The organism is Acidocella sp., from assembly GCF_035535915.1.
In the GTDB taxonomy this organism is placed as follows: Bacteria; Pseudomonadota; Alphaproteobacteria; order Acetobacterales; family Acetobacteraceae; genus Acidocella.
The window spans coordinates 13763-27319 of record NZ_DATLPB010000053.1; the positions used below are offsets into that span (position 1 = coordinate 13763).

The following is a 13557-nucleotide window of genomic DNA, read 5'->3' on the forward strand; positions in this document are numbered from 1 at the left end:
AATCATGCCTTTCGTCCGATGCGCGGCTCAGTGCCCGAGCGCAGCCGCGCGATGTTGGCACGGTGCGTCCAAAACACCAGAGCGGCGATGATTGCCGCCAGAATGGCCAGATGCCAGCGCCCGAAAATCGCCGCCGCCAGCGGCGCGATGGCAAAGGACGTGAGCGCCGAGAGCGAGGAATAGCGGCTCGCACGCGCCATTGAGAGCCAGGTGGCGCACGCGACCAGCCCTACCGGCGGAAACGCGCCGAGCAGGACGCCAAGCCCGGTGGCAACACCTTTGCCGCCTTTGAAGCGCAACCAGACAGGGAAAAGATGGCCGAGCAGCGCGGCGAGGCCGGTACCCAGCATCGCCGGCTCGCCGAACCGCGCCGCCACCAGCACCGGGATCGCCCCCTTCGCCCCGTCCAGGAGCAACGTGGCAGCGGCCAGCGCCCTGTTGCCGGTGCGCAGCACATTGGTCGCGCCGATATTGCCCGAGCCGATGCCGCGAATATCCCCGAGCCCGGCCGCGCGCGTGAGCAACAAGCCAAATGGGATGGAGCCGCAAAAATACCCGAGAAGGAGCAGGGCCACAAAAATCATCCGAAGACCCGGCGGCCGGCTTTCCAGGTGCCGAGCACCACGCCTTCCAGCGCCCGCCCGTCGAACGGCGTGTTCTGCGCCTTGCCCGGCAACTGGCCGGCGGCGACGCGCCAGGAGCGGTCGGGGTGGAACAGGCACAGATCCGCGACCTTGCCCTTGGCGATCTTGCCCGTATCCAGGCCCAGCCATGAAGCGGGTTTGGCGGTGAGCAGCGCCAAGGCCTGGGGCAGGGACAAATGCCCGCTTTGCACCTGCGCCAGCGTTACCCCGAGCAGCGTGGCGAGGCCGGCGCCGCCCGGGGCGGCGTCGGCGAAGGGCAGGCGCTTGTCATCGGCGTCACGCGGCTGGTGGTCGGAGGCAATGGCATCGATGGTGCCGTCGGCCAAAGCGGCGACCACCGCCAGTCGGTCTTCCTCGCCGCGCAGCGGCGGCGACAGCTTCAAATAGGTCCGGTAATCGCCGATCGCGGTTTCGTTCAGGTCGAAATAAGGCGGGGCGGTGTCGCAGGTGATCCTGAGCCCCCGATCCTTGGCGGCGCGGATCAAAGCGAGCGATTCCGCGGTGGTGATATGGGCAAAATGCACCGCGCCGCCGGTGAGCTCGGCGAGACGGATGTCGCGCGCCACGGCGATGGCTTCGGCGGCGGCGGGAATGCCGGGCAGGCCCATCCAGCTGGCGCGCGCGCCCTCGGTCGCGGCCCCGCCGGCGGCGAGTTCCACATCCTCGGCATGCTGCACGATGCGCAGGCCGAACCCGCTGGCATAGGATAAAGCGCGGCGCATCAGCCGCGAGGAGGCGATGTTATGCCCGCCATCGGTGATCGCGACGGCGCCGGCATCCTTGAGCAGCCCGTATTCCGCCAGCTCCGCGCCGCGGCAGCCGCGCGTCGCCGCGCCATAAGGCAGCAGCGTGACCGATCCGGTTTCCGCCCCGCGCAGCACGATCTGCCGCACCAAAGCCGGGTCGTCGAGTGCGGGCTTGCTGTCGGGCAGCACCGCGATGGTGGTGATGCCGCCGGCCGCAGCGGCGTGGGCGGCGCTGGCGATGGTCTCGCGATATTCAAACCCGGGTTCGCCGAGCGAGGCGCGCAGATCGATCAGCCCCGGGGACAGCACCGCGCCCTCGGCCTCGATGATTTCGGCCCCCTCCGGCGCGCCGAGCGAGGTGCCGAAATCGGCGATGCTGCCATCCTGTACCAGCAGTTCGCCTTCACGCAGGGACTGAGCCGTTTCGTCCAGGAACCTGATTTTACGGAAAAGGATCAATTATAACCCCGCGCCAGAGTATCGAGTACGGCCATGCGGACGGCCACGCCCATTTCCACTTGTTCCTTGATCACCGAGCGCGCCGCATCGTCGGCGACCTCACTGTCGATCTCCACGCCGCGATTCATCGGGCCGGGATGCATCACCAGCGCGTCCGGCTTGGCAAAGCCGAGCTTGCGGCGGTCGAGCCCGTAATAGGCGAAGAATTCGCGGGCGCTGGGGACCATGCCACCATCCATGCGCTCCTTCTGCAGGCGCAGCGCCATAACGATGTCGGCCCCGGCCAGCCCTTCCTCCATGTCGGTGTGCACGCTGACCCCGGCGGCGTCGATGCCCGGCGGGATCAGCGTCGGCGGTCCGACGACACGGACGAAATTGCCCATCATGGTGAGGAGCAGAATGTTCGAGCGGGCGACGCGGGAATGCGCGATATCGCCGCAGATGGCGATGGTGAGGCCGGAGAGGCGGCCTTTGTTGCGGCGGATGGTGAGCGCGTCCAGCAGCGCCTGGGTCGGGTGCTCATGCGTGCCGTCACCGGCATTGATCACCGCCGCATCCACTTTCTGCGCCAAGAGCGCCGGGGCGCCCGAGCGGTGATGGCGCACCACCAGCAGGTCGCAATTCATCGCGTTCAGCGTTGCCGCCGTGTCCAGCAGCGTCTCGCCCTTGGTCACCGAGGACGTCGAGACCGACATGTTGATCACGTCGGCGCCGAGTCGCTTGCCGGCCAGCTCGAAGCTGGTGCGCGTGCGGGTCGAATCCTCGAAGAACAGGTTGATGAGGGTGCGCCCCCGCAGCAGGTCCCGTTGGGTCTTGCCGGAGCGGTTGAGCAGCACATAGCTCTCCGCGAGGTCGAGCAGCGAAGTGACGGCGACGGGGTTGAGGCCCTCGATGCCGAGCAGATGGCGGAAGGATGTCATTAAAATCCGCTTAGACCACAACCTGCCGGTGCCTGGGAAGGGCCTTCGGATAAAGGGAAGTAGCCGCTTTTTGAAAAAAGCGGCGCAAAAACTTTTGTTTATGCTGGGCCATAGGCGTTGTCTCCGACACAGCCCATGACCCAGATTAGTAAAGTTTTTTTGCTACTTTTTGTTCACAAAAAGTAGTGCTTGCTGCCTGCTTCCTTCGCCTTAGGCGACGCGGTGCACCCAGCCATACGGATCCTCAGCCTGGCCACGCTGGATTTTCACCAGGGAGTCCTTCAGCATCTTCGTGATGGCGCCGGCATGCTCGCCATCGCCGATCAGCGCCTGGCCGCCCGCGAACTTGATCTTGCCGATCGGCGTGACCACGGCGGCGGTGCCGCAGGCGAAGGCTTCGCGCAGCCGGCCGCTGGCGGCATCCTCACGCCATTGCTGGAAGGAATAGCGCTCTTCGCGCACCTGCATGCCGGCGGCGCGGGCGAGGGTGATGAGCGACTCGCGGGTGATGCCGGGCAGGATCGTGCCGCCCAGCGGGGGCGTGAGGAGCGAGCCGTCATCGAACACGAAGAACATGTTCATGCCGCCCATTTCCTCGAGCCAGCGATGCTCGGCCGCATCGAGGAACGCCACCTGGTCGCACGCATGCGCGGAGGCCTCGCTCTGGGCCAGCAGGCTGGCGGCGTAATTGCCGCCGCATTTCGCCGCCCCGGTGCCGCCGGCGGCGGCGCGACTGTAACGCTCGCTCACCCACACGGAAACCGCCTCGGCACCGCCCTTGAAATACCCGCCGACCGGGGAAGCGATGACGGCATATATATAGGTCTTCGCCGGCCGCACCCCCAGGAACGCCTCGTTGGCGAACATGAACGGGCGCAGATACAGGCTCTTGTTCGGGTCGTTCGGCACCCAGTCCCGGTCCACGCGGATCAACTGTTCCAGGGACTGCATAAACAGCTCCGGCGGCAGCGGCGGCATGGCCATACGGTCGGCCGATTCCTGGAAGCGCTTGGCGTTGGCCGTGGGGCGGAACATCACGATCTCGCCGGAGGGCAGGCGATAGGCCTTCAGCCCCTCGAAAATTTCCTGCGCGTAATGCAGCACCGCCGCTGCCGGATGCAGGGCGATCGTCTCACGCGGCTGGATTCGGGCATCGTGCCAGCCGATGCCCTGGGTGTATTCGATCACCGCCATATGGTCTGTGAACAAGGTCCCAAAGCCGGGATTTTCCAGCAAAGAGGCCCGCTGCGCCGCCGCCACGGGCGCGGCGTTTGGAATATGTGCAAAGCTGAGGTCAGACGCCAAGGTAGGATCTTTCGCTGGTTACAAACACCAGGAAACTTGCAACAAAATTCTCCCCCCGTGAAGAAGGGGCCGCGATGGCTGCCTTGTAAGGAAGGAGACCCGCCCGTCAGCGGGCGGCCCGGGCGTGTTCCGCGCAGCGTCCCCTTATACGTTCGGCCCGCACTCCAGGATTTTCGTGTATTGCTGGCCGGGGAAATCCTCCAGCCGGCAATTCATGTGATTGTTCTTCATGCTGCGGTCGATGGCATAATACTCATTGGGCGGGAGTTGAATTTTCATCATCACGTCGCCGTTGGGCATCATCGACGCGTTTACCTTCCCGTTGGTATGCATGGCGAAGGCGGGAACGGCGCCGAGGCCGGCCAGAACCAATGCCGCGAAAAGTGCCCGTTTCATAATTCGTCCTCCTGTTGCTTGTTTCAGACCAAGTCCGGAAACCTCAATCGCGCCTTGATGGTCGCCAACGCCACGCCAAAAGGCGGGACAGAATGATAGGCCGGAGACCAAGTAGGGAGACAGACAACAACGCGTGCGCTCGTTATCATTCGCACATAAAATTTGCGCGCGGGGAGTTATTTCGCTTTTGCATCAAACGCATTTAGTCTAATTTGGCTAGAAACGTCCTCTTTATTAATCGAGGCCAACGGTCCCGGCAACGGTTTTGGCCGATTCCGGAGACAGGATTGTCCCAAGCCGGGGAGGGCGGTGACGGCGCAGCCTATCCTGACGCGAAAGCGGGGCGTTTTGAGCCAGCGCGTTTTCAAAGATACGCGAACGTCATATTTCGGAAATTGGTTTTTGGTAGGATTCTAAGGTCAGTAAGTCTAGAAAAGACATCAATCGCCTTTGACGGCGGCACGCGATAGGCTTCACAGGAAGGACCGGTTCAGTGTCCAGATTTGTTCGATGCGGTTCGTTGGCTTTGGTCGCGCTCGGGCCCGCTTTTTTGCTGGGGTGCGTCGCAAAAGGCCCTGCCACCACGGCCGCCGCGCCTGCCCCTGCGGGCCGGCAGCAGGCTTATTCCCTCAACACGCCGCTCGACCGCATCGCCGCGGACAAACGCGGCAAGGCGATCCTCGAACGCGACCTGCCTGGCCTGATGGCCAGCCGCAGCTATGTGCTGTTCGATGACATGAGCCTTTCGCAGATCGCCATGATGTCGGGCGGGCGGCTGTCCCAGACCAAACTCGACATGGTCGAAGCCGATCTGGCGCAATTGTCCGCGCCTGCCGCGGCGCCGCAATAGACCGCAAAACGGGGCCATCCGGGATGGCGGACATCAGGCGGCGCGATGCTTCGCGCCGGGCCGCGCCGGCACGCATGGCGTGCGGCGATTTTGTCATTGATTTGAAACCGTTTTGAAATACAACCATCCCCCAACTGCGTTTATGAACGCGGCGCAATCTAAAACAGGGGGTTATCGAATGAAACGCCGCACATTGCTCGCCACGGCCGCTGCCTTGCCCGCCGTCGCCCGGGCAGACACCCGTACGAACATCGTGTTCTGGCATGCCATGTCGGGCCAACTGGGTGATACGCTGACCGGCATCGTCAACAAGTTCAATGCCAGCCAGGCGGACGTGACGGTGCAGCCGGTCTATAAGGGCGCCTATCCCGATACGCTGACCGCGACGATCGCCGCCTGGCGCGCCGGGACGGCGCCGCACATCGCGCAAGTTTTCGATGTCGGCACGGCGACGATGCTTTCCGCCGGCCCGGCGGTGGTGGATGTGTACAAGCTGGCGGCGCAGACCGGCGTGACGATCGACCCCAATGCCTATATCCCCGCGATTCGCGGCTATTACGCGCTGAATAACGGTTCGATGGGCGCGCTGCCGTTCAACTCCTCGACCATCATCATGTGGATCAACGCCGATGCCTTCGAGAAGGCCGGGTTGGACCCCGCCAAGCCGCCGGCGACCTGGCCGGAGGTGATCGCCGCCGCGCGCGCGATCAAGGAAAAGAACGCCGCGCCGATCCCGATGATGACGGCCTGGCCGACCTGGGCGCATTTCGAGCAGTTCGCCTCGATCCATAACGTCGAATACGCCACGATGAATGACGGGTTCGCGGGCAACCGGCCCCATCTGACCGTCGCGACGACGCCGTTCATCCGCAACCTGCAGCGCCTGCTGGACGCGGAGAAGGAAGGCATTTTCAAATATGTCGGCCGCGACGGCATGCCGAGCCCGGTTTTCTATTCCGGCCAGGCGGGTATCACCTTCGACAGCTCGGGCATTCGCGGGCAGCTGCAAACGACCGCGAAATTCCGCTATTTGCCGGCCTATCTGCCGTACGACCCGACGATCATCGCCAAGCCGATCAACTCGATCATCGGCGGCGCCTCGCTCTGGGCCATGACAGCGCCGCACCGTAGCGCGGCTGAGTACAAGGCCGTGGCGCAGTTCTTCGCCTATATGGGCCAGGCCGGCACCGACGCCACCTGGAGCCAGGCGACCGGCTATGTGCCGGTGACCCATGCCGGGTATCAGCAGAACATCGCTGACGGCTATTACCAGCGCAATCCCGGGGCGGATCTTCCCGTCAACCAGCTGGCGCGGCAGCCGACGACCAAATTCTCGCGCGGCATCCGGCTCGCGGGCATGCCGCAAATCCGCACCATCATCGAGGCGGCATGGGAAGGGGCGATCGCCAGCGGCGCGCCGGCCGAAGAGGTGCTGGCAACGGCGAAGCGCCAGGGCAATGCGGTGATCGCCTCCTTCGCCCGCACCTAAGGGCATGACAGGTTTAAGGAAGAAAGAGAAAGCAGCCGCTTTTTTAAAAAAAAGCGGCGCAAAAAATTTTTGTTATGCTGGGCCGGTGGCGTTGTCCCCAGCACGGCCTAGGAACCTTCCTCTTCGCTTAGCTATGGCACTCTGAACGGTGGATCGCCGCACGCTCTTTCCGGGGATCGCGCTGCCCTTGCTGCTGGTGGCGCCGCAATTGCTGCTGACCATGGTGTTTTTCCTATGGCCGGCGGTCAAGGCGGTGCAACAGGCGGTGACGGCGAGCGATCCGTTCGGCACGTCCACGGTCTTCGTGGGGCTGGATAATTTCACCGCGCTGTTTCTCGATCCGACCTATCGCGCCGCAATCGTGCGGACGGTTTTCTTCTGCGTGGCGGTCACGGCGTTGGCGATGGCGGGCGGCCTGTTATTCGCCTGTTTCGCCAACCGCCAGCTACGCGGTGCGAAACTCTACCGCACGCTGCTGATCTGGCCCTACGCGGTGGCGCCCGCGCTCTCCGCCGTGGTGTGGGTGTTCATGATGGACCCTCAGATCGGCCTGATCGGGCGGCATCTGGGGGCAGGCTGGAACTATGCGCTGAATGGCGGGCAGGCGATGGCCCTGGTGATCGGCGCCAGCGCCTGGAAGCAGGTGAGCTATAATTTCATCTTCTATCTGGCGGCGCTGCAGGCGATCCCGCGCAGCCTGATCGAGGCGGCCACCCTGGACGGGGCGCGGGGCTTTACGCGGTTTCGCACGATGATCTGGCCGATGCTGTTGCCCACCACCTTGTTTCTGGCAGTGGTGAACCTGGTTTACGCGGCCTTCGACACGTTCGGGCTGATCTATGCGCTGACCGGCGGCGGTCCGGCCGGGGCGACGGAAACCATGGTGGTGAAAGTCTACGAGGACGGGTATATCGGCAACGATCTCGGCGGTTCGGCCGCGCAATCGGTGGTGCTGATGGTGATGATCGTGGCGCTGACCGCCGTGCAATTCCGCTTTCTGAGCCGCCGCAACCCATGAAAGACAAACCGGACTATCTCGCGCATGGCGTGTTGCTGCTCGGCGTTGCTTTGTTCGTCCTGCCGATCTGGGTGATGATCGCGGGGGCCACCCAGAGCGCCGGAGCGATCGCGCGCGGCGATCTGTCATTGATTCCCAATCTGCGCCATCTTGGCATATTCGGGCAGGCGTTGTTTTTCGGCGGCGCCAGCCGCGCCGGCTATCCGGTCTGGCACATGCTGCTCATCTCGTTCGCCATGGCGGCGGGCATCGCGGCGGGCAAGATCGCGATTTCGCTGATCAGCGCCTTCGCCATCGCGTTTTTCCGCTTTCCGTTCAGAAAACTTGCCTTCTGGACAATTTTCCTGACGCTGATGCTGCCGGTCGAAGTGCGCATCATTCCCAGTTTCGCGGTGGTGTCCTCGCTCAAGCTGATCAATACTTATGGCGGCCTGACCTTGCCGCTGATCGCCTCGGCCACGGCCACCTTGCTGTTCCGCCAGGTTTTCACCGCGCTCCCGGATGAGCTGGTGGAGGCGGCAAGGCTGGACGGGGCAGGGCCGCTGGTTTTTCTGCGCGACATGGTGCTGCCGGTGTCGCGCGCGAACCTCGCCGCCTTGTTCGTGATTTTGTTCGTATATGGCTGGAACCAGTATCTCTGGCCGCTGCTGGCGGCGAGCAGCCCGGCCTATACCACCGTGGTGCTCGGGATCGTGCAGATGATGGCCCCGGACCAGATGACGCCCTGGAATCTGGTGATGGCGACGACGACGTTGGCATTGCTGCCGCCAGTGGTGGTGGTGCTGCTGCTACAGGGCGCGTTCGTACGCGGGCTCACGGAGACGGATAAATAATGGCCATTCTCGAACTTCAAGGTCTGGCCAAGAGCTTTGGCGCGACATCGGTGTTGAAGGCGATCGACCTCACTCTGGCGTCCGGCGAAATGCTGGTGATCGTGGGCGCCTCGGGCTGCGGCAAGTCGACGCTGCTGCGGCTGGTAGCGGGGCTGGAGAGCGCCAGCGCCGGGCGGATTCTGCTGGATGGCGTGGACATCACGCGGCAGGACCCCTCGAAGCGGGATGTCGCCATGGTGTTCCAGAATTACGCACTTTATCCGCACATGAATGTCGCGGAAAACATGGGCTATGCGCTGAAACTGCGCGGCGAAAGCCGGGCCGCCATCGCCGCTAAGGTGGAAGAGGCGGCCGCCCTGCTGGGCTTAAGCGAGCTGTTGGCGCGGCGGCCGGCGCAGCTTTCCGGCGGGCAGCGGCAGCGCGTGGCTATGGGGCGGGCGATCGTGCGGCAGCCCAAATTGTTCCTGTTCGACGAACCGCTCTCCAACCTCGACGCCAAACTGCGCGTCTCGATGCGCGCGGAAATCCGCCGCCTGCAAAAGCGCTTAGGCATCACCTCGCTCTACGTCACGCATGACCAGGTTGAGGCGATGACGATGGCGGACCGGCTGATCGTGATGGAGGCGGGCAGGGCGGCGCAGATCGCCGCCCCCATGGAAGTGTTCGAGCGTCCGGCGAGCCGGTTCGTGGCGCAATTCATGGGCGCCCCGGCGATGAATATTTTCGACCCCGCGCGGGCCGGCCTGACCGACGTGCCACCGGGCACGATGGCGGGGATTCGCCCGGAATATGTCGAGCTCACGGCTGATGGGATCCCGTTCACGGTCGAGCTGGTGGAGCCTTTGGGCACGGAGACGCTGATCCACGGCACGCTACGCTGCGGCCAGAGGCTGACCCTGCGGCACGCCGGACCACCGCCCTCGCAAGACGGGCTGAATGTGCGCTTGCCCGCGGAAGCCTTGCATTTCTTCGATGCCGAGAGCGGGGCGAGAGTCTAGGCCATGAACTCATAATTGCGATGGCCAGATAAGCGAAATCGGCCCGTTTTTTCTTGGACGGGAAGAGGAATACCGGCCATTCGGATCACAGTCAGCCTGGATAAGAAACTGAAGAGCGGCGTTACGGCAGCGGTGTGAAAAACCCTGCTGTCGCGATTTTCACGCGCCTGCGCGCGGCAGGCTCGTCGTCGCCGTATTTGTCTACCGCCCAGGACAATGCCGTCACCAACTCAAAAACCTCGTTCGCATTGACCGCATCAATGGCATGACCCGCTTTCTGCGCCCGGCCAAGCAGGTTTTTCGTTTGATCCACGAGGAAGGAAATTGCCGGATTCATCGACGCGTCCGATGAGCCACGCGCGGTGGCGATACATTGCGGCAGGTCATGCCAGATCCGCAGCCGCCACGTCAGCCACGCCAGCCATTCAGCGAGCGCGTCGCGGGGCGAAAGCGCGCGGCCGAGCGCGTCTGCCTCGGCCCGTGCACTGTCGAGGCTGGCCTCCATGACGGCCGCAAGAAGATCCTCCCTGGTGGGAAAGTTGCGATAGAGCGTCGCGTTCCCGACCCCAGCCCGAAGCGCAATGGCGTCGAGCGAGGCAAGCACGCCTTCAGCTTCGAAGATCTCACGCGCTGCCGCCAGGATCGCATCGCGGTTCCGCCGCGCATCGGCGCGCATGGGCCGTTGTTCAGCCGGCATCAAACCCTGTCTTGACAAAATGGGGATGATCCCCGGATATATGGGGACAATCCCCACATGGTTCTGGAGTAGAACATGATTGCCTCGTCTGACAAGTCAGGATTGCCCCTCAGCGGGCGGACCGTGCTCGTGACCGGCGCGAATGGCGGCCTCGGCCAAGAGTTCGTGACGCAGGCCCTCGAACGCGGGGCCAGGAAGGTCTATGCGGCGGCCCGTACGCCCAGAAGCTGGCCCGATACCCGTGTGCAGCCGCTGCCCCTGGACATCACCAGCGCCGACGCGGTCATCCGCGCGGTCGCGATGGCCCCTGATGTCGATCTGCTGATCAACAACGCGGCCATCGCACCGTCATCCGATTCCATTTCCGGTCCGGAAGACGAACTCCGCCGCATATTCGAGACCAACTTCTTCGGCTCGTTGCGCGTCGCGAACGCGTTTGCGCCCATCCTCGCCGCCAACGGCGGTGGAACGCTGCTGAACATTCTGTCCTCTGCGGCGTGGATTAGCATGCCGACCGCCTATGCGGCGTCGAAGGCTGCCTTCTGGTCAGCGACCAACGCCCTCAGGTTTGAGCTGGAAGGCCAGGGCACGCAGGTAATGGGCCTGCTGGTCGGCATGATCGATACGCCCATGGCGTCCGGTTACGACGTGCCGAAAAGCAGCCCGGCCAGCGTCGTTAGCCAAGCTTATGAGGGCGTCACCACAGGCGCGCTCGAGGTGCTGGCCGACGATCTGACGCGCGATCTGAAGTCCAGGCTGAACACAAAAGCGGAGGACTTCTACCCTTGGATGCACGCCCAACTCCGCGCATTCTTTGCGGCCTGATCGGGGCAAGCCCGTCTCGCCGTCTTGCTTCTTTGCGGCGACACGGGCGAAGTTAATTGTACGCTTCTCATGTCTCTAGACGAGCCATTTATGGCCCATCCAGGATCACCCCGCCCTGAGTCCGGCTGCTCAAACGATCTTGCAAGGGATCACGGCATCCTCATCGAACGTGTAAACCGCGCAGAGACGGTGATACCCGTCGGCGATGATGAGCCTGACATTCACTTTGTCTCTGTACAGCAACAAGGGAGAGAGTTTTTCGCCGAGGATGATTTTCGTGCGGTCCGTATCCACATGGCCATTGCCGGCGCCCAGCAACGGCAGGCCGGAGGCTCTGAAAATATCCTTCGCCGCAAACTCCCCCATCTCGGCATTCTCCAAAGCGCCGGCAATGTCTTTTGCCTCAAGTGGTTCAAAAATCAGACTCAGGTAGGAAATGGCCGCGGGATAGTCATGAGCCTGCGGTTTGCTGAACCATTTGATTTTCATCTCTGACCTCCACAAGACATCGTTTGGCGTGGTCGGGCGTGCCCCGAATGTTACAGTTTCCTTTAAGCATTGCCGGTCGGAACGATAATCTGATAACGATTGGACCGACTGTTAGGTCTCGTCGGAATTGACGCAGGTCAAAGCCGTTGAGCACGGACCATGCGCAGATTGCCTCGCACATTCGAGAGAGGTTTTCGAGATGACCAGAAATACCGCCAGTCCGCTTGAAAGACAAACTTCGATCGTTCCATTTGCCGCCTCGGTCAGCGCCCCCCGGCCGCTGGAACATGCCCGATGAGCGCTCCCGCAACCACAGCGCAAGCCGGGGCACAAGCGGGCATGTTCAGCCTGCGTGGCAAGCGCGGGCTGGTGCTCGGCATTGCCAACGAACACAGCATCGCCGCCGGCTGCGCGCGGGCCTTCGCGGCATGCGGCGCGACGCTGGCGGCGACCTATCTCAACGACAAGGCGAAGCCTTTCGTGACCGCCGTAACCGAGACGCTTCCCTGCGAAATCCTGCTCCCGTGCGACGTGCGTGAGCCCGGCGCGCTTGAATCCGTGTTCGCGGAAATCACGCGGGTCTGGGGCGGGCTCGACTTCCTGCTGCACGCCATCGCCTTCGCCCCGCGCGACGATTTGCACGGCCGCGTGGTGGACAGTTCCGCCGCCGGCTTTGCCGTCGCCATGGATGTCTCCTGCCATTCCTTCCTGCGCGCCACGAAACTCGCGGAACCGTTGATGCGCAGCGGCGGCACGCTGCTCGCCGTCACGTTCTACGGCTCGGAGCGCGTCGTCGAGCATTACAATCTCATGGGGCCGGTCAAGGCCGCTTTGGAAAGCTGCGTGCGTTATGTCGCCGCCGAGCTTGGGCCCAGCGACATTCGTGCCCATGCGATCTCGCCGGGCCCGATCATGACGCGCGCCGCCAGCGGGATCGAGCGTTTCGACGAATTGCTGGCCCGCGCCGCCGCCGCGGCACCGGAGCACGAGCCCGTGACGATCGAAGATGTCGGCGGTCTTGCGGCCTTTCTTGTCAGCGATGCCTCGCGCATGATCACCGGCACGGTCATCCCCGTGGATGGCGGGCAGCATCTGCTCGCCTGAGGCAAGAAAGCAAGCAAGGGCTTCTTTTTTGAAAAAAAGAAGCAAAAAACTTTTTTCATTTTGGGCCTCGGGCATCACAATGGCCCGGCTGGAGCACCTCATGGACATGACCACAGAATTGCTGGAAAATCGCGTCTTCGATGAAATCGCCATCGGCGATTCCGCGAGCACGACCAAGACCATCACGCTGGACGATATCGCATTGTTCTCGGTGATATCGGGCGACATCAATCCCGCCCATCTCGACGCCGATTATGCCGCGACCGATCTGTTTCACCATATCATCGCCCAGGGCGTGCTCACCGCGGGGCTGATCTCGGCCGTGCTCGGCACCAAACTGCCCGGACCGGGCACGATTTATCTCGGCCAGGATCTGCAGTTTCGCGCCCCTGTCAGCCCCGGCGACACCATCACCGCCACCGTGACGGTCACCGACCGCGTGCCCGACAAACATCGCGTCGTGCTAGACTGCCACTGCGTCAATCAGAATGGCGTGGAAGTCATCCGGGGCAAAGCCACGGTGCAGGCGCCGGTGGAAAAAGTCAGCCGGCAGGCCATGGCACTGCCCGAGGTCCGCCTGCTGCGCCATGAGCAGCTGCGCAAACTTCTCAGCCACGCCGCGGGCAAGCCGCTGCCCACCGCGATTGCGCATCCGTGCGACGAGGTTTCGCTGCTGGCCGCGGTGGAGGCCGCGCGGGCGGGCCTGATCACCCCCATCCTGGTCGGGCCCGAAGCCAAGATCCGCGCCGTCGCCGCCGCGTTCAGCATCGACATCTCGCAACTG

The 13557-nt window shown here is 63.5% G+C and carries 15 protein-coding genes; 8 read left to right on the forward strand and 7 right to left on the reverse strand.

All coding sequences use genetic code 11. From position 1 onward, the window contains the following. Window positions 1-2: 2 nt before the first annotated feature. The 5 genes from plsY to VNC39_RS06585 all read right to left on the reverse strand — a co-directional run bounded on the left by plsY (window position 3) and on the right by VNC39_RS06585 (window position 4470). On the reverse strand, window positions 3-584 hold the full coding sequence (gene plsY, locus VNC39_RS06565; RefSeq protein WP_325397389.1) for a glycerol-3-phosphate 1-O-acyltransferase PlsY: 582 nt from the start codon (window positions 582-584) through the stop codon (window positions 3-5). After that, entirely contained in the window at window positions 581-1849 is a 1269-nt protein-coding gene (locus VNC39_RS06570; protein WP_325397391.1) for a dihydroorotase, read from the reverse strand. Before VNC39_RS06570 ends, plsY begins: the two co-directional genes overlap by 4 nt. After that, the gene (locus tag VNC39_RS06575; RefSeq protein ID WP_325397393.1) at window positions 1846-2769 is read right to left on the reverse strand and encodes an aspartate carbamoyltransferase catalytic subunit; all 924 of its coding nucleotides are present in this window, start codon (window positions 2767-2769) and stop codon (window positions 1846-1848) included. The genes VNC39_RS06570 and VNC39_RS06575 overlap by 4 nt, the downstream gene beginning before the upstream one ends. 210 nt (window positions 2770-2979) lie before the next feature. Next, window positions 2980-4074 carry a branched-chain amino acid aminotransferase gene (locus VNC39_RS06580; protein WP_325397395.1) on the reverse strand — a complete coding sequence of 365 codons (1095 nt, stop codon included), beginning with the start codon at window positions 4072-4074 and terminating at the stop codon, window positions 2980-2982. A gap of 144 nt (window positions 4075-4218) precedes the next feature. Continuing rightward, on the reverse strand, window positions 4219-4470 hold the full coding sequence (locus VNC39_RS06585; protein ID WP_325397397.1) for a hypothetical protein: 252 nt from the start codon (window positions 4468-4470) through the stop codon (window positions 4219-4221). A gap of 493 nt (window positions 4471-4963) precedes the next feature. Between VNC39_RS06585 and VNC39_RS06590 the strand changes: the two genes are divergently transcribed. The 5 genes from VNC39_RS06590 to VNC39_RS06610 all read left to right on the forward strand — a co-directional run bounded on the left by VNC39_RS06590 (window position 4964) and on the right by VNC39_RS06610 (window position 9658). After that, window positions 4964-5320 (forward strand): hypothetical protein, encoded by a 357-nt coding sequence (locus VNC39_RS06590; protein WP_325397399.1) that lies wholly within the window; start codon window positions 4964-4966, stop codon window positions 5318-5320. A 178-nt stretch (window positions 5321-5498) separates the two neighbouring features. Further along, window positions 5499-6809, forward strand: a complete 1311-nt coding sequence (locus tag VNC39_RS06595; protein ID WP_325397401.1) for an extracellular solute-binding protein — start codon at window positions 5499-5501, stop codon at window positions 6807-6809. A 148-nt stretch (window positions 6810-6957) separates the two neighbouring features. Further along, window positions 6958-7827, forward strand: a complete 870-nt coding sequence (locus VNC39_RS06600) for an ABC transporter permease subunit (protein WP_325397403.1) — start codon at window positions 6958-6960, stop codon at window positions 7825-7827. Further along, complete coding sequence (ugpE, locus tag VNC39_RS06605; RefSeq protein ID WP_325397405.1) at window positions 7824-8660, forward strand: sn-glycerol-3-phosphate ABC transporter permease UgpE; 837 nt, start codon at window positions 7824-7826, stop codon at window positions 8658-8660. The genes VNC39_RS06600 and ugpE overlap by 4 nt, the downstream gene beginning before the upstream one ends. Beyond that, entirely contained in the window at window positions 8660-9658 is a 999-nt protein-coding gene (locus VNC39_RS06610; RefSeq protein WP_325397407.1) for an ABC transporter ATP-binding protein, read from the forward strand. The genes ugpE and VNC39_RS06610 overlap by 1 nt, the downstream gene beginning before the upstream one ends. Window positions 9659-9779: 121 nt before the next feature. Here the strand turns inward: VNC39_RS06610 and VNC39_RS06615 are convergent, their stop codons facing one another. Continuing rightward, window positions 9780-10355, reverse strand: a complete 576-nt coding sequence (locus VNC39_RS06615) for a TetR/AcrR family transcriptional regulator (RefSeq protein ID WP_325397409.1) — start codon at window positions 10353-10355, stop codon at window positions 9780-9782. Window positions 10356-10430: 75 nt separating this feature from the next. Between VNC39_RS06615 and VNC39_RS06620 the strand changes: the two genes are divergently transcribed. Further along, window positions 10431-11180 carry an SDR family oxidoreductase gene (locus VNC39_RS06620; RefSeq protein ID WP_325397411.1) on the forward strand — a complete coding sequence of 250 codons (750 nt, stop codon included), beginning with the start codon at window positions 10431-10433 and terminating at the stop codon, window positions 11178-11180. A 129-nt stretch (window positions 11181-11309) separates the two neighbouring features. Here VNC39_RS06620 and VNC39_RS06625 read toward each other — a convergent pair whose 3' ends face one another. Continuing rightward, window positions 11310-11669 (reverse strand): hypothetical protein, encoded by a 360-nt coding sequence (locus VNC39_RS06625; protein WP_325397413.1) that lies wholly within the window; start codon window positions 11667-11669, stop codon window positions 11310-11312. A gap of 294 nt (window positions 11670-11963) precedes the next feature. On the opposite strand from VNC39_RS06625, the gene fabI reads away from it, so the two are divergent. Both fabI and VNC39_RS06635 read left to right on the forward strand, forming a co-directional pair. Beyond that, a complete protein-coding gene (fabI, locus tag VNC39_RS06630; RefSeq protein ID WP_325397415.1) occupies window positions 11964-12773 on the forward strand; it encodes an enoyl-ACP reductase FabI in 810 nt (269 codons plus the stop codon). Window positions 12774-12873: 100 nt separating this feature from the next. After that, a partial coding sequence (locus VNC39_RS06635) for a bifunctional enoyl-CoA hydratase/phosphate acetyltransferase (RefSeq protein ID WP_325397417.1) occupies window positions 12874-13557 on the forward strand: 684 nt, incomplete at its 3' end.

Excerpts from the sequence above, each read along its gene's own strand:
- plsY (WP_325397389.1), bottom strand. The coding sequence starts at position 584 with ATGATTTTTGTGGCCCTGCTCCTTCTCGGGTATTTTTGCGGCTCCATC.
- VNC39_RS06575 (WP_325397393.1), bottom strand. The coding sequence starts at position 2,769 with ATGACATCCTTCCGCCATCTGCTCGGCATCGAGGGCCTCAACCCCGTC.
- VNC39_RS06585 (WP_325397397.1), bottom strand. The coding sequence starts at position 4,470 with ATGAAACGGGCACTTTTCGCGGCATTGGTTCTGGCCGGCCTCGGCGCC.
- VNC39_RS06595 (WP_325397401.1), top strand. The coding sequence starts at position 5,499 with ATGAAACGCCGCACATTGCTCGCCACGGCCGCTGCCTTGCCCGCCGTC.
- ugpE (WP_325397405.1), top strand. The coding sequence starts at position 7,824 with ATGAAAGACAAACCGGACTATCTCGCGCATGGCGTGTTGCTGCTCGGC.
- VNC39_RS06610 (WP_325397407.1), top strand. The coding sequence starts at position 8,660 with ATGGCCATTCTCGAACTTCAAGGTCTGGCCAAGAGCTTTGGCGCGACA.
- VNC39_RS06615 (WP_325397409.1), bottom strand. The coding sequence starts at position 10,355 with ATGCCGGCTGAACAACGGCCCATGCGCGCCGATGCGCGGCGGAACCGC.
- VNC39_RS06620 (WP_325397411.1), top strand. The coding sequence starts at position 10,431 with ATGATTGCCTCGTCTGACAAGTCAGGATTGCCCCTCAGCGGGCGGACC.
- VNC39_RS06625 (WP_325397413.1), bottom strand. The coding sequence starts at position 11,669 with ATGAAAATCAAATGGTTCAGCAAACCGCAGGCTCATGACTATCCCGCG.
- fabI (WP_325397415.1), top strand. The coding sequence starts at position 11,964 with ATGAGCGCTCCCGCAACCACAGCGCAAGCCGGGGCACAAGCGGGCATG.